Source organism: Mesorhizobium sp. AD1-1 (genome assembly GCF_020164655.1).
GTDB classification, from domain to species: Bacteria; Pseudomonadota; Alphaproteobacteria; order Rhizobiales; family Rhizobiaceae; genus Mesorhizobium; species Mesorhizobium ciceri.
This window is the reverse complement of sequence record NZ_JAIUGP010000019.1, coordinates 98,791-115,943: the sequence shown is the minus strand read 5'-3', so window position 1 is coordinate 115,943 and position 17,153 is coordinate 98,791. Positions and strand designations below refer to the sequence as shown.

The 17,153-nt window shown below is 64.0% G+C and carries 16 protein-coding genes and 2 pseudogenes; 10 read left to right on the top strand and 8 right to left on the bottom strand.

Annotated elements, in window-relative coordinates:
• The first annotated feature begins 15 nt into the window (after positions 1 to 15).
• The gene (locus LB519_RS27935) at positions 16 to 1,035 is read left to right on the top strand and encodes an NADP-dependent oxidoreductase (RefSeq protein WP_224621655.1); all 1,020 of its coding nucleotides are present in this window, start codon (positions 16 to 18) and stop codon (positions 1,033 to 1,035) included.
• A gap of 186 nt (positions 1,036 to 1,221) precedes the next feature.
• On the opposite strand, the gene LB519_RS27930 is transcribed toward LB519_RS27935, so the two are convergent.
• The 4 genes from LB519_RS27930 to LB519_RS27915 are packed head-to-tail and all read right to left on the bottom strand — an operon-like array spanning position 1,222 to position 4,890.
• Positions 1,222 to 1,989, bottom strand: coding sequence for an N-formylglutamate amidohydrolase (locus tag LB519_RS27930; RefSeq protein WP_024502302.1), 768 nt, complete (start codon positions 1,987 to 1,989; stop codon positions 1,222 to 1,224).
• Positions 1,989 to 3,311, bottom strand: a complete 1,323-nt coding sequence (locus tag LB519_RS27925; protein ID WP_024502303.1) for a glutamine synthetase — start codon at positions 3,309 to 3,311, stop codon at positions 1,989 to 1,991. Before LB519_RS27925 ends, LB519_RS27930 begins: the two co-directional genes overlap by 1 nt.
• Positions 3,308 to 3,955 carry a cysteine hydrolase family protein gene (locus tag LB519_RS27920; protein ID WP_064994641.1) on the bottom strand — a complete coding sequence of 216 codons (648 nt, stop codon included), beginning with the start codon at positions 3,953 to 3,955 and terminating at the stop codon, positions 3,308 to 3,310. The genes LB519_RS27925 and LB519_RS27920 overlap by 4 nt, the downstream gene beginning before the upstream one ends.
• Complete coding sequence (locus LB519_RS27915) at positions 3,952 to 4,890, bottom strand: MurR/RpiR family transcriptional regulator (RefSeq protein WP_064994642.1); 939 nt, start codon at positions 4,888 to 4,890, stop codon at positions 3,952 to 3,954. The genes LB519_RS27920 and LB519_RS27915 overlap by 4 nt, the downstream gene beginning before the upstream one ends.
• 145 nt (positions 4,891 to 5,035) lie before the next feature.
• Between LB519_RS27915 and LB519_RS27910 the strand changes: the two are divergent.
• From LB519_RS27910 to LB519_RS27900, 3 genes and pseudogenes are all read left to right on the top strand, one after another.
• Positions 5,036 to 5,404: pseudogene (locus tag LB519_RS27910) on the top strand (FAD-dependent oxidoreductase); the annotation flags it as partial.
• 1 nt (position 5,405) lies between these two features.
• The gene (locus LB519_RS27905; protein WP_224621654.1) at positions 5,406 to 5,810 is read left to right on the top strand and encodes an FMN-binding negative transcriptional regulator; all 405 of its coding nucleotides are present in this window, start codon (positions 5,406 to 5,408) and stop codon (positions 5,808 to 5,810) included.
• A 28-nt stretch (positions 5,811 to 5,838) separates the two neighbouring features.
• Positions 5,839 to 6,884: pseudogene (locus LB519_RS27900) on the top strand (ornithine cyclodeaminase).
• A 12-nt stretch (positions 6,885 to 6,896) separates the two neighbouring features.
• On the opposite strand, the gene LB519_RS27895 reads toward LB519_RS27900, so the two are convergent.
• The 4 genes from LB519_RS27895 to LB519_RS27880 all read right to left on the bottom strand — a co-directional run bounded on the left by LB519_RS27895 (position 6,897) and on the right by LB519_RS27880 (position 11,536).
• Positions 6,897 to 8,000, bottom strand: a complete 1,104-nt coding sequence (locus tag LB519_RS27895) for an alcohol dehydrogenase family protein (protein ID WP_013530321.1) — start codon at positions 7,998 to 8,000, stop codon at positions 6,897 to 6,899.
• Positions 8,001 to 8,008: 8 nt separating this feature from the next.
• Positions 8,009 to 9,388, bottom strand: coding sequence for an aspartate aminotransferase family protein (locus LB519_RS27890; RefSeq protein ID WP_063170117.1), 1,380 nt, complete (start codon positions 9,386 to 9,388; stop codon positions 8,009 to 8,011).
• Positions 9,389 to 9,420: 32 nt separating this feature from the next.
• Positions 9,421 to 10,914, bottom strand: a complete 1,494-nt coding sequence (locus LB519_RS27885) for an NAD-dependent succinate-semialdehyde dehydrogenase (protein ID WP_064994645.1) — start codon at positions 10,912 to 10,914, stop codon at positions 9,421 to 9,423.
• A gap of 130 nt (positions 10,915 to 11,044) precedes the next feature.
• A complete protein-coding gene (locus tag LB519_RS27880) occupies positions 11,045 to 11,536 on the bottom strand; it encodes an Lrp/AsnC family transcriptional regulator (RefSeq protein ID WP_224621653.1) in 492 nt (163 codons plus the stop codon).
• 82 nt (positions 11,537 to 11,618) lie between these two features.
• Here LB519_RS27880 and LB519_RS27875 point away from each other — a divergent pair, with 82 nt between their 5' ends.
• From LB519_RS27875 to eutA, 6 genes are all read left to right on the top strand, one after another.
• Positions 11,619 to 13,004: a PLP-dependent aminotransferase family protein gene (locus tag LB519_RS27875; protein ID WP_224621652.1), complete on the top strand. Its 1,386-nt coding sequence runs from the start codon at positions 11,619 to 11,621 to the stop codon at positions 13,002 to 13,004.
• Positions 13,005 to 13,129: 125 nt separating this feature from the next.
• Positions 13,130 to 13,921: an ectoine/hydroxyectoine ABC transporter ATP-binding protein EhuA gene (gene ehuA / locus LB519_RS27870; protein ID WP_064994647.1), complete on the top strand. Its 792-nt coding sequence runs from the start codon at positions 13,130 to 13,132 to the stop codon at positions 13,919 to 13,921.
• 87 nt (positions 13,922 to 14,008) lie between these two features.
• The gene (gene ehuB, locus LB519_RS27865) at positions 14,009 to 14,860 is read left to right on the top strand and encodes an ectoine/hydroxyectoine ABC transporter substrate-binding protein EhuB (protein WP_013530327.1); all 852 of its coding nucleotides are present in this window, start codon (positions 14,009 to 14,011) and stop codon (positions 14,858 to 14,860) included.
• Positions 14,861 to 15,017: 157 nt separating this feature from the next.
• Positions 15,018 to 15,677, top strand: a complete 660-nt coding sequence (gene ehuC / locus LB519_RS27860) for an ectoine/hydroxyectoine ABC transporter permease subunit EhuC (protein WP_013530328.1) — start codon at positions 15,018 to 15,020, stop codon at positions 15,675 to 15,677.
• A 34-nt stretch (positions 15,678 to 15,711) separates the two neighbouring features.
• Positions 15,712 to 16,371: an ectoine/hydroxyectoine ABC transporter permease subunit EhuD gene (gene ehuD / locus LB519_RS27855; protein ID WP_024502312.1), complete on the top strand. Its 660-nt coding sequence runs from the start codon at positions 15,712 to 15,714 to the stop codon at positions 16,369 to 16,371.
• 3 nt (positions 16,372 to 16,374) lie between these two features.
• Complete coding sequence (gene eutA, locus LB519_RS27850) at positions 16,375 to 17,151, top strand: ectoine utilization protein EutA (protein ID WP_064994648.1); 777 nt, start codon at positions 16,375 to 16,377, stop codon at positions 17,149 to 17,151.
• The last annotated feature ends 2 nt before the right edge of the window (positions 17,152 to 17,153 follow it).

Sequence of the window (17,153 nt, the reverse complement as noted above, 5' to 3'; positions counted from 1 at the left end):
GCAGGGAGATTTTCGATGTCGATCCAGTCCAACACCCGCATCGTGCTCGCGGCGCGGCCACAAGGCCGGCCGAAGCCGGATGATTTCCGCATCGAGACGGTTGATGTCGTCCAGCCGGGAGAGGGCGAACTGCTGCTGCAGATCCTCTATCTGTCGCTCGATCCCTATATGCGCGGGCGCATGAACGCTACGAAATCCTATGCCAGGCCCGTCGATGTCGACGGCGTGATGGAAGGCGGTACCGTTGCGCGCGTCGTGATCTCTCGCCACCCGGAATTTACCGAAGGGGATATCGTGCTGTCCCATTCCGGCTGGCAGAGTTTTGCCTTGTCCGACGGTGTGGGGCTGCGCAAGCTGGATCCCGCTGCGGCACCCATCACTACGGCGCTTGGCGTGCTCGGCATGCCGGGCTTCACGGCCTATGCCGGTCTGCTCACCATCGGGCAGCCGAAGCCTGGCGAGACGGTCGTCGTGGCGGCCGCCAGCGGCGCGGTCGGGTCGGCCGTTGGCCAGATCGCGCGCATCAAGGGCGCGCGTGCCGTCGGCATTGCCGGCGGTGCCGACAAGTGCGCCTTCGTGCGAGACGAACTCGGCTTCGATGCGGTCGTCGATCACCGTGCCGATGATTTTGCCGAGCAGTTGAAGGCAGCCTGCCCCGGTGGCATCGACATCTATTTCGAGAATGTCGGTGGTCCTGTCTGGGACGCGGTGTTTCCGCTGCTGAACGAATTTGCGCGTGTGCCGGTCTGCGGGCTGATCGCGCAGTACAACGTCATCGCGGATGCCGGCGTCGACCGGTTGCCGGTATTGATGCAGCAAGTGCTGCACCGCAGCCTGACGATCAGGGGGTTTATCCAGCGTGAATTTGTCGACCAGCGCCCGGCCTTCTATCGTGAGATGGCCGAATGGATATCGTCCGGCCGCGTCCGCTACAGGGAAGATATCGTCGATGGCATCGAAAATGCACCACAGGCCTTTCTCGGCCTTCTCGATAGCAAGAATTTCGGCAAGCTGATCGTGCGTATCGCGGAATAAATGCCGCGCAACGATCAGGCGGGGCTGCTTGGGTAATTTCTGCCGCAGCCGTGGCCGCGGGGCGTGATTGCCAGCAGCCGCCGATCAGCCGGTTGCCCCGGCTGCCGATGACGCTGAGCGGCGAGAAACGCAACTTGCCGATCTGGGCGATGGTCGCGGCGTCGCGCTCGCGCAGGCTTGGATTGCTCACGGCACGGTTTCTGTCTCGAGTGCCGGCAGTGCCGCCGCCAGCCGGTCCGCCCATTCCTCAATGCCGGACCGTGTCGACAAAAGATCCTGCCGGATCTCGACGAGGACGGCGGCGATGCCGCGATCGTCGCCATGAATGGGCACGGCGTAGTCGGCGTCGCGGCTGATTACATAGGGCACGTTGGCCGCGACATTGAGCGCCGCATCGGTGCGCAGGCCCGAAAGGATCGCTTCGGCGAGACCTCTTGCTTGGTCATGCAGCACGCCGGCATGCCAGGGCCTGCTGACGCCGAGGAAGACCGGCGTGAAAGAATGGATCGTCACGATCCGCGTCTGCCGGCCTGCTTGTGCCCGGCGGTCGAGATAAGCGGTCACCCGGTCATGGAACGGCGAAAAGATGATCTCGGCGCGCCGGGTCCGCTCCGCCGCATCGATGCCGACATTCCCGGGAATGTCGGTGTCTTCCGACAGTACCGGAATGCTGCCTGGCGTGCCCAGTGGCCGGTTGAGGTCGATCAGCAGCCGCGAATAGCCGCTGAGGAAGGCCGGAGCATCGAGCTTCGACGACAGCAGGCGGGTCACTTCGGCGGCGCCGATATCCCAGGCGATGTGGCGCTGCAGATGGTGGGCATCGAGGCCAAGCTGTCGATACTCGACCGGCATGTGGTTGGACGCATGCTCGCACAACAGCACGATATCGGAACGGCCGTGCTCGTTAAGGGCCTCCACGGCCTCGGGCCAATCTTTTTTTGTCACTGCGGTCATCAATAGAGCGTCCGGTAGAGATCGCAGATGGAGGCCGGATCGAGACCGGCAAGACGCTCGGCTTCATGTCGCTTGAGGCCGACGAAGGTTTCGATGAAGACGGGCGCGAACCATCCCGTCACGGTGCCGTCGGCCAGCAGCGCGTCCAGTGCCGCGGGCAGGGTTTCGGGCAGGCGCACCAGACCAAGACTTGCCCGCTCCGCCTCGCTCATCAGTGTCGGGTCGCCGGTGACCAAAGGTGGCGACGGCAGGCCCGCCTTCAGCCCTTCCAGCCCGGCGCGGATGATCGCCGCCAGCGACAGATAGGGATTGCCGGTGGCGTCGGCGGCCCGGTATTCGATGTTGTATTGCCGCGCCGGATCCCGTCCGCCGATCGTCACCGTCGGGCAGATGCGCAGCGACGCCTCGCGGTCGCGGTCGGCAAGCCAGGTGTAGGAAGAACTCCAGCTGTGCGGCTTCAGCCGGTAGAAGGACGACACGCTCGACGCCGTCATGGCGGTCATCCCAGGCAGATGGCGCAGCACGCCGGCACAGAAGGCGCCCGCTTTGGCGGAAAGGCCGCCCGCCAGTGCCGGATCGTAAGTCATCGGCTTGCCGGCCTCGTCGACGAAGCTGAAATGGATGTGGACGCCGTTGCCAACGGCGGTTGGCGCTGTCTTGGGGGCGAAGCTCGCACGCCAGCCGGCATTGCGCGCCAACTCGCGCGTGATTTCGCGGATGGCGACGGCGCGGTCGGCCGCCGTCAGCGCGTCCGCCGGCTCGTGCGTCACCTCGAACTGCTCGTCGCCGAATTCGGCGATGACCACCTCGGGCACGACGCCGGCTTCCTCGAGCGCCGCCATCAGATTCGGCGCGAAAGGATCGGCGCGGCGCAGTGCGGCGAAAGACATTGAATGCGCCTGTGCGAAGCCGCCGTCGGCGACGTTGAATTCATGCTCGAAGGCGGCGATGACCGACAGGCCGGTTGCGGCTTTCAAATCGGCCAGCGCGTCTTTGAGCATCGTGCGGGTGCAGCCGAGCCATGGGCTGCCGTCGAGCTCGACGATGTCGCCGGCGACCATATCGAATGGCGTTGCCGATCCGGTGCGTGTCGTGCGAAAGCGCGCCTCGAGATCGGGGATCAGCCGCAGGTCGCCCGACGAGCCCCAGGGGTTGGGATCGACGATCGAGTTGAACGGTGTCAGCGACAGATTGGCCTGCAGCCAACCGACGCCGGTCGTGGCGGTCTTCTGCAACTTGCTTTCGGCAACGAAACGGCCCCGCGTGACGGCGGAGAGATCCGTGGTGACGACGGCAACCAGAGGCTCGACAGTCGACGTCATGCCGGTTTTCCCAAAGCGTTGAAGCGGTCGACGACCGTGTCGGTGTCAGCCACCCAGCAGTAGCCGCCGAAGGCCTTGAGCGCGATGTCGTGGCGTTCCTGGGTGATGGTGGCGCAGGCATCCGATACGCAGGTGACAAGATAGCCGCGGTCGGCGCCGTCGCGCACCGCCATGTCGACGCATTGATCGGTCAGCACGCCGACCACGACGAGATAGCGGATGCCGAGGTTCTTGAGGAGATAGTCGACATTGGTCGAATTGAAGATGCCCGACGACGTCTTCGGCAGCATGATCTCGTCGCCAACCGGCGCCAGCGATCCCACCGGCAGTCCTTCGGGGAGACTGGGCGCAACATGGATCGGTGTCAGCTTGTGGTCGAGCGAGCGCTCACGGCCGTCTTCGGTCAGGCTCTGAATGATGGTGTGCAGCACCTCGACGCCATTGGCCCGCGCCGCCGCCAGCAGGCGCTCCTGGTTGGGGATCGTCTGCGAGGATGTCTGCCGGTAAAAATAATGATCGGGGCCACGTTCCGGATGCGACGGATCGGCGCCCGGCTCCAGCCAGATGCGCTGCATGTCGACGAGCAGCAGTGCCGTTTCGCCGGCACGGAAGGCTTCGTCTCGTTTGGGTAGGGCCTGGGTCATGCTTTGTCGTCCTGCTTTGCTGATTTGGGTCCCGGTATCTTGCGGGGGCCGGGTGTCTTGCGCGCGCCGTTCTCTTGCGGTTCGCTGTCGAGCGTCACGGCATTGGCATGCCGCACCTTTTCGAGTCGCTCGATGCGGGCGCGGGCCTCGTCGCCCAGCGTCGAAACGATATGGGCGACCAACGCTTCCATCTGTGCGATCGCCGGCGCCAGCGTGTCGTAAGGTGAGGCGACTTCGAGCGGGCTGACGATGGTGACTTCGGCGAGATCTGATATCGGCGACAGCCATTGGTCGGTGAACAGGAGGATGCGCACATCGAGCGCCGCCGCCTGTTTTGCATAGGCCATCACATCGAGTTGGTAGCGGCGGTAGTCGAAGACGACGAGCACGTCGCGCCGGCCGAGGTCGGCCAGCGTGTCGAAGATCTGCGGAGAGAGCACGCCGAGATCGCGAACCCCGGAGCGGAACTGCACGAGATAGCCGGCCAGCATGCCGGCGATGTGGCGGCTGAACCGGCCGCCAACCATCACGATCTCGCCCTTGGCCTCCATCAGCAAGCGGGCCGCCCGCTCGTAAGTCTGGACGGGTGTCGCGGCGGTGGCTTTCTGCAAGGCCGTGGTGACGCTATCGAGATAGGCTAGCACGGCGCTGTCGTTGGAACCGCTCTGCCGCTTGGCCTCCATCATCAGCAGCGGCGAGTGCAGTCTTGCCTCGACTTCGGCCAGAAGCCTCGCCTGGAAATCCGGAAACCCTTCATAGCCGAGCTTCATCACCAGCCGCACCACGGTTGGATCGCTGACGCCAGCGCGCCGGGCGAGCGATGAGGCGGTGCCGAGGCCGGAGGTCGGATAGTCCGTCAACAGCAGTCGGACGATCTTCTCCTCCGACGGCGTCAGCGCAAGATCCCCGCGCATCAGAACATCGCGTATCGCCATGGGCCTCCCCGGAATCCGTGTTCTCTTGTTTTGTCGAGTTTATTACAGAGATTTAAATCTCGGTCAATAATGAAGAGATGTTGACATTGCGCGATCGCTGGCCCTACCTTGTCGAAAAGCAGCCAAGAGACTGTGGGGAACAGCCATGCGAAATGGAAGCGACGTCATCGTCGTCGGTGCCGGTATTGTCGGATCGAGCGCGGCCTATGATCTGGCCAAAGCCGGTGTGAAGGTCACGCTGGTCGAGCAGACCCATCCCGCCGGCGGCCCGTCGGGCAGATCGTCGGCGCTGCTGCACGCCTTCTACCTGATGCCGGAACTGTCGCAGGTATCCATCCGTGGCCGAGAGATCCTGGTGTCGCTGCCCGAAATCGCGGGCGAAGGATCCTTTGTCACCGAAATCGGCATGATGTGGGTCTGCGGCAACGACAACAAGGCGAGCTGGACGTCGGCAGCCGAACGCATCCGCGGCGAGGGCGCGCGCATCGAGACATTGTCGCCGCAGGCCTTTGCCGATGCCGCACCGGGCTTTGCCCTGGACAATCTCGCCGTCCTGGTATCCGCGCAATCCGGTGCGCGACAGCGCGCCGACCTGGAACTTTGCCGTCGTGCATTGTCATGGACATCCGGTGCCGCTCGACGATCACGGCACCACCCGGCATCTCCTGCAGCTTGTCGATGTGCTGGAGAAGGATCGCGACGATCGCTGGCGCATGCGTGAGCTCGGACCAGGCGGCATGGAGCGGCGCATACCTGGTATCATAGGGTTTGACCTGCCGATCGGGCGGCTCGAAGCCAAGTTCAAGATGGGCCAGGATGAGTGCCACCACGACACAGGCGGAGCCATCAGGGTGCTGGAGCAAAACGATCCGGCGCTGGCAACGATGATGAAGGCACACAACGCGCATCGCCAGGACTGACCGCCTGCATGCGGCAAGGAAAAGAAAAATGATCCCCAATCTCAACATCGTGCCCTTCGTCAGCGTCGACCATATGATGAAGCTGGTGCTGAAGATCGGCGTCGAACGCTTCCTCGTCGAACTCGCCGGCTACATCGAGGATGATTTCCGCCGCTGGGAGCTGTTCGACAAGACGCCGCGCGTCGCCTCGCACAGCGCCGAGGGTGTCATCGAACTGATGCCGACCAGCGACGGCGAGGTCTACGGCTTCAAATATGTCAACGGCCATCCCAAGAACATGCGCGAGGGACGCCAGACCGTGACCGCCTTCGGCATGCTCGCCGACGTCCACAATGGCTACCCGGTATTGCTGTCCGAAATGACCATCCTGACGGCGCTGCGCACGGCGGCGATGTCGGCTCTGGCCGCCAAGTATCTGGCGCCGGCCGGCTCCAGCTGCATGGCGCTGATCGGCAACGGCGCCCAGGCCGAATTCCAGGCGGTGGCCTTCAAGGCGCTGCTCGGCGTCGACAGGCTGAGGCTTTACGATATCGACCGCACGGCCACCGAAAAATGCATCCGCAATCTCGCCGGTCTCGGCTTCGACATGGTCGCCTGCGGCACCGCGCAGGAGGCGGTCGAGGGGGCTGACATCATCACCACCGTCACCGCCGACAAGCAGTACGCCACCATCCTCACCGACAACATGGTCGGCTCCGGCGTGCACATCAACGCGGTCGGCGGCGACTGTCCCGGCAAGACCGAATTGCACCGTGATATCCTGCTGCGCTCCGACATCTTCGTCGAATATCCGCCGCAGACCCGCATCGAGGGCGAGATCCAGCAGCTTGCGCCGGATCATGAGGTGATCGAGCTGTGGCAGGTGATGTCAGGCGCCGTGCAAGGCCGGCGCGATTCCGGCCAGATCACGCTGTTCGATTCGGTCGGCTTCGCCATCGAGGATTTTTCGGCGCTGCGCTATGTCAGGGATCAGCTGCGCTCGACCGGCCTCTACCAGGAACTCGACATGCTGGCCGACCCCGACGACCGCGCGACCTGTTCGGCATGCTGTTGAGGGCGGCCCAGCAGGGTTGAGGCATAGAGTGTTCAGCCAGCCGAACCCCACATGGCATCCGGCACCACCACCAGCTTGCCGACGAAATCCTTGGCAATGAAATCCGCCTGCGCATGGTGGAAATCGGAGAGCTTGTAGACGCCACCGACCAGCGGCCGGATTTTCTTCGCCTCGATGTAACCAACGATGCGACGGAAATCCGCGCGCGTGCCCTGGCTCGAACCATGCAACTGCAACTGCTTGAGATACATGGTCCTGAGATCGAGTTGCACGACCGGACCGGCAATCGCGCCCGCGGTCGTGTAGCGGCCTTCGGGCCTGAGAATACGCAAGAGGTCGTTGAAGATCGCGCCGCCGACCAGGTCGGCCACCACGTCGATCGGTTGGCCGCCGGTCGCTTCAATCACGGCTTGCGGCAGGTCTGCGACGCCACGGGTGATGACCGCCTCGGCGCCGATGTCCAGCACCGCCTGTTCCTTGCCCTTGCCGACGACGGCATAGGGAATGGCGCCGCGCGCCCGTGCCAGTTGCACGATGCCGGAACCGACGCCGCCCGAGGCGCCGGTGACCAGCACGCGCTCGCCGGCCTTCAAGCCGGCGCGCTCCAGCATCTGTTCGCCGGTCAGGTAAGCGCAGCAGAAGGTGGCGAGTTCGACGTCGCTCATGTCGGTATCGACGACATGCGCATTCTCGGCCGGCACGGCCTGGTATTCGGCGTAGCCGCCGTCGCGGCCATGGCCCATATAGTCGATGTCGGCGAGCGAATCGTCGTCGCGATTGTAGATGGAGAAATCGACCATCACCCGTTCGCCGATACGCTCCGGCGACACGCCTTCGCCGACGGCGGCGATGGTACCGACGGTGTCGGTGCCCTGGATGCGCGGGAAAACAAGCGTGTTGCCCTGGCGCCGCCATGTCGACACGGCGGCAGCGTCCTCCTCCGTGCCATAGGCGCCCTGGCGCACCCAGACATCGGTGTTGTTCATGCCGCAAGCGCTGACCTTGACCAGCACTTCACCTGGCGCAGGCGCGGGCACTTTCACATCGCTGCGGTAGACGAGTTTTTCCGGCCCGCCGTGCCCGACAAGCAGCACGGCGGCCATGGTGGCGGGGAGGGTTCTGGTCATGGCATTCATAGTCGATCTCAGAGATTGGCAAACACGCTCTTGACCGCATCGGCGGTCTTCGACACGACGATGTCGGCTTCCTCGCGGGTCAGGCAGAGCGGCGGCGCGAAGCCAAGAATGTCGCCCTGCGGCATGGCGCGGCCGATGACGCCGCTTGCGGCAAGCGCTGTCGCCACCTGCGGTCCGATCTTCTGCGAAGCGTCGAAGAACACCCGGTCGTCCTTGTCGGCAACGAATTCCACCGCTGCCAGCATGCCGTCGCCGCGGACGTCACCGACATTCTTGTGGCCGCCGACCGCCTTGGCCAGCTCGGCGCGGAAATAGGCGCCGGTCTCCTTGGCATTTGTCACAAGATCCATCTCGTCGATCAGCTCGAGATTGGCGACGCCGGCGGCAACGCAGATCGGATGTGCCGAATAGGTCCAGCCATGGCCGAGCGAACCGAGCTTGTCGGAGCCCTCAACCAGCACCTGCCACATCTTGTCGGCGACGATGACGCCCGACAGCGGCGCATAGGCCGAGGTCAGGCCTTTGGCGATGGTGATCAGGTCCGGCTTGATGCCGTAATGGTCGGAGCCGAACATGGTGCCCAGTCGGCCGAAGCCCGTCACCACTTCGTCGGCGACCAGAAGCACGTCGTACTTCTTCAACACCGCCTGGATCTTTTCCCAATAGCCGGCCGGCGGCGGCACGATGCCGCCGGTGCCGAGGATCGGCTCGCCGATGAAGGCAGCGACGGTTTCCGGGCCTTCGGCCAGGATCATCTCCTCGAGCTTGTCGGCACAATGCTGCGAAAACTGCTCCTCGCTCATCGAGCGGTCGGCGCGGCGGAAGTAGTAGGGTGCCTCGGTGTGCAGGATCGGCGCGCGCGGCAGGTCGAAGGCGTTGTGGAACAGGTCGAGCCCGGTCAGCGATCCCGTCATCACGCCCGAGCCGTGATAGCCGCGCCAGCGCGAAATGATCTTCTTCTTCTCCGGCCGGCCGAGCACGTTGTTGTAGTACCAGATCAGCTTGATGTTGGTTTCGTTGGCATCCGAACCGGAGAGGCCGAAATAGACCCGCGACATGCCCTGCGGCGCGCGATCGATGATCATCTTGGCCAGCGTGATCGAGGCCTCGGTACCGTGGCCGACATAGGCGTGGTAATAGGCGAGGTTCTTCGCCTGGGCGGCGATGGCGTCAGCGATCTTCTGGCGGCCGTAGCCGACATTGACGCAATAGAGCCCGGCGAAGGCATCGAGGCTCTTCCTGCCATTGTTGTCCCACACGGTGACGCCTTCACCGCCGGCCATGATGCGTGTCGGGCTTTCGCCCCGCGCATGCGTGCCCATATGGGTCGAGGGATGGAAGAAGTGGTCGCGATCCCAGGCGGCGAGTTCGTTGGACTGGTCGAGCATTTTTTAACTCCTTGAGGGATGGCAGGACGAACCTAGGCGACGTCCAGACAGAGATACTTCAGATCGGTGAAGGCTTCGAGCCCGTGGCGCGAGCCTTCGCGCCCGATGCCCGATTGCTTGACGCCGCCGAACGGGATCGGCGCGCCGGTGATCTTGACGCGGTTGATGGCGACCATGCCGTAGTCGAGCGCGCGGCCCATGCGCTGCTGCCGGCCACCATTCTCGGTCACGACATAGGCGACGAGGCCATACTCGGTGGCGTTGGCGCGGGCAATCACGTCATCCTCGCTGTCGAACGGCGTCACGGCGGCAACCGGGCCAAACGTCTCCTCGCGCATGATCAGCGCTTCGTCACTGACATCGGCCAGCAGCGTCGGCTGGTAGAACAGCGGGCCGGCCTGGTGCCGCTTGCCGCCGGTGAGGCAGCGCGCGCCGTGAGCGATGGCATCGGCGACCTGTTCCTCCACCTTCTTGATGGCGCGCTCATGCATCAGCGGCCCGATGTCGATCTTCTCGGCTAGGCCATTGCCGGTCCGCAGCGTCTCGATGCGCTTGGCGAAGGCGGCGCAGAACCGATCGTAGATCGGACGCTGGACGTAGATGCGGTTGGCGGCGAGGCAGTCCTGGCCCGACGTGGCGAATTTGGCGTCGATGGCGATATCAACCGCTTTGTCCAGATCTGCATCGGCAAAGACGATCAGCGGGGCATGACCGCCAAGCTCCATCACCAGCCGCTTCATGGTCGGCGCGCTCTGGGCGGCGATCAGCCGGCCGATCTCGGTCGAGCCGGTGAAGCTCATGGCACGCACGCGCGGATCTTCGCACATCCGGCCGACGATCGTCGAAGCCTTGCCGGTGACGATGTTGAAGACGCCCACGGGCAGGCCGGCGCGTTCGCCGAGTTCGGCCAGCGCCAGCGCCGACAGCGGCGTTTCCGAGGACGGATGCGCGACGATGGTGCAGCCGGCGGCAAGGGCGGCGGCCGCCTTACGGGTCAGCATGGCCGCCGGAAAATTCCACGGCGTGACGACGCCGACGACGCCGAGCGGCTCGCGCCGCACCATCATCTCGGCGTTCGGCAGATGGCTGGTGACGCTCTCGGCGTTCAGGCGTTTTGCTTCTTCGGCATACCATTCGACGAAGGAGGCGGCGTAGTCGATCTCGCCCAGCGATTCCTGCAGTGGCTTGCCCTGTTCAAGCGTCATCAGCAGAGCCAGATCATCCTTGGCGCCGACGATCAGCTCGAACCATTTTCGTAAAATTGTCGAGCGCTCCTGCGGCAACAGCGCCCGCCAGGCCGGGAAGGCGCGCGCCGCGGCATCGATCGCCTTTGTCGTCTGCCGGCCATCGAGCGCGGCGACGAAAGCGACGGTCGTGCCGGTGGCCGGATCGGTGACCTCGAAGCTTTCGGCAGCCTCGCTTGCGGTCCAGTGGCCATCGACATAGGCGAGTTCGCGCAGCAGCCGGCGGTCGGCGAGGCCGTCGAGCGCTTCATGGCGATGCGAGCGGGCGAAATGCGCGGACATGGTCAAAGCCTCCCGGTTCGGACTGATAAGGGAAGACTATCCGCCCGATGCAGATAGAGAGGCTGTTTGGAAGTCCTGACGTAGAGAGACTCTCTCTATCGGGTTGCCCGGCGAGAGAATCTCTCCGCTCCTACGACGACGCCGGCAAAAGCTCTGCGATGGGCAGCGCCACCTGGTCCTTCACGGTCTTGATGACGATGTAGGTGAAGTAACGATCGATGCCGATCTCGCGGTCCAGCAAGCCATCGACCAGCCGCTGATAGGCGTCGATGTCGCGCGCCATTACCTTCAACAGATAGTCGACGCCGCCGCCGACAGACCAGCAGGCGACGATCTCGGGAACATCGCGTATAACGCGCTCGAAGCGGTCGAAATCGGCCTGGCGGTGGTTTGCCAGCGTCACCTCCATCAGCACGGTGGCAACGGGTGCCACGACGCGCATGGCGATCCTGGCGTGATAGCCCGAGACGATGCCGGCCTTTTCCAGCTTGCGCAACCGCATCCAGCACGGCGTCGGAGACAGGCCGACCTGCTCGGCCAGCGCCAGCTTGGTGATGCGTCCGTCGCGCTGGATGGCGTCGAGGATTTTCAGGTCGATCGGGTCGAGTTTCGCTGATGTCATCAGGGCTCACTTTTTCGTCCGAATACCATGACGGCGCATTATTTCGATTGTCAATTGCACTGATTTCGATCTCTAATAAGTCATGACATTGTGGCAACCCGATCCCGCGCTTATCCGACGGCCGGCCTATCAGTCGCTGGCCGACCAGTTCGCGCGCGCCATCCATGACGGACGCCTTGCCAATGGCGCGCGGTTGCCGACCCATCGCAGGCTGGCCGACGACCTCAAGCTTTCGGTGCAGACGGTTAGCCGCGCCTATGAGGAACTGATCCGCCGCGGCCTGATTTCGGGCGAGATCGGCCGCGGCAGCTTCGTCCAGACGCAGCGCCGCGAGCCCGAGCCGCCCTATCTGCCGGAGCGGCTCGGTGAAGTCATCGACCTTTCGATCCTGAAACCGGTCTGCGAGCCGATGCATCTTGAGCGGCTGAAGCAGGCACTGGGATGGCTGGCTGAGAACCTGCCGTCGAGTTCTGCACTTTCGTTCCGGCCCAACATGGTGTTTCCCCGCCACCGCGCGGGGGCGGTCGAATGGTTGAGACTGTGCGGCCTCGATGCTTCGCCGCAGAACGTCAGCCTGACTAACGGCGCCACCGCCGGCATGACAGTGGCGCTGATGAGCGTCGCGCCGCCGGGCTCTACGGTCGCCACGGAGGCGATCGGCCACCATACGCTGGTGCCGTTGGCACGCTATCTCGGCTTCAACCTGGAAGGCCTGCCGATCGACGACAACGGCCTGATTCCGGAAGCGCTGGACGAGGCCTGCCGGCTTTCCGACATCCGCGCGGTCTTCGTTCAGCCCTCGGTCATCAATCCGACGGCGACGCTGATGGATGCGCGGCGGCGAGAAGAGATCGCGGCGGTCGCGCGCAAGCACGATATCGCCATCATCGAGAACGATGTGCTGGGTCCGCTGGTCGAAGACCGGCCGCCGCCGGTTGCCGCGTTCGCGCCGGAGCGCACGCTCTACGTCACCTCCTTCACCAAGATCACCGTGCCCGGCCTGCGCATCGGCTATCTGGCCGCACCCGACCGCTACGTCGCCGCCGTCGCCAACCGGCATCTGGTTTCGAACTGGATGGCGACGCCGCTGGTGGCCGAGATCGCCACCAAATGGGTGACCGACGGCACGGCGATGGAGCTTGTCCACTGGCAGCGCGCGGCTTTGCGGCGCCGGCAGGATATTGCAGCGCAGGTGCTGGCGGGGGTCGACTATCGCGCCCGGCGAGACGGGCTGCATGTCTGGCTTCAACTGCCCGCGGACCGTGCCGAGGAAAGCTTTGTCGCCCAGGCCCGCCTGCAAGGCGTGGCTATCGCGCCCGGAACATCCTTCCGTATTTCGGGTGCGCCCTGGCATCCGGCGGTGCGTATCTCGCTGGGTTCGACCACCGAGGGGGAACTGCGCGCCGGCCTCGGCGTTGTCACCAAGCTGCTGCTTGGCGATCCGGAGCATCTGCTGCTCGCAATCTAGCCCGGTTTGCCCGGAAATTGTGCGGAATCAGAATAATTGTCATGATATTATTTTCCCAATTGACATGATTTGGCGCGTTCCGCATCGTTAAGGGGCACAGGCTTCTCCAGCACGGGGAAATACATTTGTCCGCATCAGCGCCCATCATCAAGATCGACAGCATCTCGAAAAGCTTCGGCAGCTTCAAGGTGCTGGACGGCCTGTCGATGCAAGTCATGCCCGGCGAGAAGCTGGCACTGATTGGCCCGTCGGGTTCGGGCAAGACGACGATCCTGCGCATCCTGATGACGCTGGAGCGCATCGATGGCGGTCATATCCAGATCGACGGCGAGCAGCTCTATCACATGGAGCGCAATGGCCAGCTGTTGTCCGCCGATGAGCGGCATCTGACAAGGATGCGCCAGAAGATCGGCATGGTGTTCCAGCTGTTCAACCTGTTTCCGCACAAGTGCGTCATGGACAATGTCACGCTGGCGCCGATGCTGACCAAGGGCACGCCGCGTGCCGCCGCCGAAAAGCGGGCGATGGAACTGCTCGAAATGGTCGGCATGGCCGACAAGGCCAAGAACATGCCGGCGCAGCTGTCCGGTGGACAGAAGCAACGCGTGGCGATCGCTCGGGCGCTGGCGCTGTCGCCGAAGATCATGCTGTTCGACGAGGTGACGTCGGCGCTCGATCCAGAGCTGGTCGAGGAGGTGATGAACGTCATGCGCAAGCTCGCCGCCGAGACCGACATGACCATGCTGCTGGTCACCCACGAGATGGGCTTTGCCCATGATTTCGCCGACCGGGTGCTGTTCTTCGATCGCGGCAGGATCGTCGAAGAAGGCAAACCGGACGAGATTTTCCGCAATCCCAAGCAGGAGCGCACGCAAGGTTTCCTGAAGAAGATCATCGCGGCCGGACATCGGGTCTGACCGCAATGCCCAGGGCGACGAAGTCGTCCCGAGGCGGCGAGGGCCGCCATGCAACAAAGCAAGACAAGAAACAAGGAGTTGGGAACAATGAACAAACTTGGCATTCTGGCCGGCGTTGCCGGTCTTGCACTGACGGCGGTGCTGGCCGCCTCGATCCCCGGTTCGGCCGATGACAGCAAGCTCGAGCAGCTCAAGGCGCAAGGTTTCGCCCGCCTCGCTATCGCCAACGAGCCGCCCTATACGGCGGTCGCCGCCGACGGCAAGGTTTCGGGTGCCGCGCCTGATGTGGCCCGCGAGATATTCAAGCGGCTCGGCGTCGCCGACGTTGCCGCTTCGATCTCCGAATATGGCGCCATGATCCCCGGCCTGCAGGCCGGTCGCTTCGATGTCGTCACCGCCGGCCTGTTCATGAAGCCGGAGCGCTGTGCTGCGGTCGCCTATTCGGAACCCGTGCTGTGCGACGCCGAGGCGATGCTGGTGAAGAAAGGCAATCCAAAGGGCTTCAAGAGCTATGAGGATGTCGCCAAGGATACGACTGCGACCATCGGCGCGCCGGGCGGCGGCACCGAGGAGAAGCTCGCGCTCAATGCCGGCGTGCCACGCGATCGCGTCATCGTCGTGCCGGATGGCCAGAGTGGCGTGAAGATGCTCCAGGATGGCCGCATCGACGCTTATTCGCTACCCGTCCTGTCGATCAATGATCTGGTCAAGAAGGCCAACGATCCGAACCTCGAAGTCATCGCTCCGGTGCAGGGCGCACCGGTCTATTGCGACGGCGCCGCTTTCAAGAAGGGCGACGAGGCACTGCGCGACGCCTTCGATGTGGAACTGGCCAAGATGAAGAAATCGGGCGAGTTCGCCAAGATCATCGAGCCCTACGGCTTCTCGGCGGCAGCCGCGATGTCGACCAGCCGCGACAAGCTCTGCGCGGCGAAGTGATCCTTCCTTCTCCCCGTTCAACGCGGAGAAGGTGTCACGAAGTGACGGATGAGGGGCGGCGCCAAACCTTCGCAAGTTCGCGCCGCCCCTCATCTGCCTGCCGGCATCTTCTCCCCGTAAACGGGGAGAAGATGCTAAACCCAACGTTGGAAACCGAATGACCCAGTGGTCCGGCTATTTCGGCCTGATATTGCAGGGAGCGCTTGTCACCATCGAGCTGACGCTGATGGGGTCGGTGCTGGCGCTGATCATGGCCTTCCTCGCCGGCATGGGGCGCGTGTCGCGCTTCTTTGCGCTGCGTTGGTTGGCCACCGCCTACATCGAGTTCTTCCGCGGCACCTCGATCTTCGTGCAGTTGTTCTGGGCCTATTTCGTGCTGCCCTTCATCGGCATTTCGCTGACCCCGTTGCAGGCCGGCGTGCTGGCGCTCGGCCTCAATGTCGGCGCCTACGCCGCCGAAGTGGTGCGCGGTGCCATCCAGTCGATCGGCCGCGAACAGTATGAGGCCTGCACAGCGCTCAATCTCGGCCGCTGGCAAGGCATGCGCCACATCATCCTGCCACAGGCGCTGCTGGTGATGCTGCCGACCTTTGGCAACAATGCCATCGAATTGCTCAAGGCGACCGCCGTGGTGTCGCTGATCTCGCTCACCGACCTGACCTTCCAGGCGCAGGTGGTGCGCGCCCAGACCGGCAACACCCTGGTGCCGTTCACCACCATCCTGATCATCTATTTCATCCTCGCCCTGCTCATCTCGTGGGGCGTGCGCTCGCTGGAACGACGCATGGCGCGCGGCCTCGACGGGGTGCGTGCCTGATGGCCAACTCCCTTCTGATAAATTGGGCCTACTGATGGAATGGGATTGGAATTTCGTCTGGGAAATCATGCCAACGCTGATCCAGGGCGTGAAGATCACCATCCTGGCGACGCTGCTCGGCTCGGTGCTGGCGGCGATCGTCGGGCTGGGCATTGCGCTGGCGCGCCGCTCGCCCAACAAGGCGTTGTCGCGCACGGTCGGCTGGGCGGCTGAATTCATCCGCGGCACGCCGCTGCTGGTGCAGCTCTATTTCATCTTCTACGTGCTGCCCGACATCGGCATCCTGCTGCCGCCGCTGGTCGCCGGTGTCATCGGGCTCGGGCTGCACTACGGCACCTACACGGCTGAGGTGTATCGTGCCGGCATCGACAATGTGCCGCGCGGCCAATGGGAGGCCGCCAAGGCGTGCAATCTGAGCGCCAGTCAGACCTGGACCCACATCATCGTTCCGCAGGCCATCCCACCGATGATTCCGGCGCTCGCCAATTACTTCATCGCCATGTTCAAGGAAACGCCGCTGCTGTCGGCAATCACCGTGCTGGAACTGATGAACCAGGCCAAAAGCGTCGCCAACACCTACTATCGCTATATCGAGCCGATCACCCTGGTCGGTGCTTTCTTCCTGGTCATCAGTCTGTTTTCGGTCGTGTTGCTGCGCTGGCTGGAACGCCGCTACGGCAAGATCGAGAGGTAGCCGATGAAACCCTTGCCCGAGATCAAGGTGTATCCGAAACGGCCGGCACTGGATGCGCGTCCTCTGGAGCGGCGCGTCGGCCTGATCATCCTGGCCACCGACCACACCAGCGAACCGGATTTCCGCCGCATGGTGGCGAGCGAACGCGTCGGCGTCTATGTCGCGCGCATTCCCTATGCCAACCCGACGACGCCCGAAAACCTGCGCAAGATGCAGCCGGCGCTGACGGCGGGCGCGGCCCTGATCCTGCCGGATGAGCCACTCGATGCCGTCTGCTATTCCTGCACTTCGGCCTCGGTGGTGATCGGCGATGCCGAGATCGAGGCGGCGATCCAGGTCGCAAAGCCCGGCGTGCCGGTAATCACCCCGCCGATGGCGGGCGTGCGCGGGCTGCGTGCGCTGGGCGCAAGCAAGATCAGCATCCTCACTCCCTACACGGTCGAGACATCCAGGCCGATGGCCGCCTATTTCGCGGCGCACGGCTTCGAGATCGCCAGCTTCACCTGCCTCGGTTTCGAGGACGACCGCGAGATGGCGCGCATCGCACCGGCGGCCCTCGTCGAACTGGCGCGTGAGGCGACCGACGCCAGCGCCGATGCGCTGTTCGTCTCCTGCACGGCGCTGCGTAGCGCCCTCGCCGTCACCGGCATGGAAAAAACTATTGGACGTCCCGTGGTGACCAGCAACCAGGCGACCGCCTGGAATTGTCTGCGGCTGTGCGGAGATGACACGCCGCATCCCGAATTCGGCCGTCTGATGACGCAGCCATTTGCCGCCTGATT

Coding starts and splice junctions, on each gene's coding strand:
- LB519_RS27935 (WP_224621655.1), top strand. CDS start 16: ATGTCGATCCAGTCCAACACCCGCATCGTGCTCGCGGCGCGGCCACAA.
- LB519_RS27930 (WP_024502302.1), bottom strand. CDS start 1,989: ATGACCGCAGTGACAAAAAAAGATTGGCCCGAGGCCGTGGAGGCCCTT.
- LB519_RS27925 (WP_024502303.1), bottom strand. CDS start 3,311: ATGACGTCGACTGTCGAGCCTCTGGTTGCCGTCGTCACCACGGATCTC.
- LB519_RS27920 (WP_064994641.1), bottom strand. CDS start 3,955: ATGACCCAGGCCCTACCCAAACGAGACGAAGCCTTCCGTGCCGGCGAA.
- LB519_RS27915 (WP_064994642.1), bottom strand. CDS start 4,890: ATGGCGATACGCGATGTTCTGATGCGCGGGGATCTTGCGCTGACGCCG.
- LB519_RS27905 (WP_224621654.1), top strand. CDS start 5,406: ATGCCGCACCGGGCTTTGCCCTGGACAATCTCGCCGTCCTGGTATCCG.
- LB519_RS27895 (WP_013530321.1), bottom strand. CDS start 8,000: ATGAATGCCATGACCAGAACCCTCCCCGCCACCATGGCCGCCGTGCTG.
- LB519_RS27890 (WP_063170117.1), bottom strand. CDS start 9,388: ATGCTCGACCAGTCCAACGAACTCGCCGCCTGGGATCGCGACCACTTC.
- LB519_RS27885 (WP_064994645.1), bottom strand. CDS start 10,914: ATGTCCGCGCATTTCGCCCGCTCGCATCGCCATGAAGCGCTCGACGGC.
- LB519_RS27880 (WP_224621653.1), bottom strand. CDS start 11,536: ATGACATCAGCGAAACTCGACCCGATCGACCTGAAAATCCTCGACGCC.
- LB519_RS27875 (WP_224621652.1), top strand. CDS start 11,619: ATGACATTGTGGCAACCCGATCCCGCGCTTATCCGACGGCCGGCCTAT.
- ehuB (WP_013530327.1), top strand. CDS start 14,009: ATGAACAAACTTGGCATTCTGGCCGGCGTTGCCGGTCTTGCACTGACG.
- ehuC (WP_013530328.1), top strand. CDS start 15,018: ATGACCCAGTGGTCCGGCTATTTCGGCCTGATATTGCAGGGAGCGCTT.
- ehuD (WP_024502312.1), top strand. CDS start 15,712: ATGGAATGGGATTGGAATTTCGTCTGGGAAATCATGCCAACGCTGATC.
- eutA (WP_064994648.1), top strand. CDS start 16,375: ATGAAACCCTTGCCCGAGATCAAGGTGTATCCGAAACGGCCGGCACTG.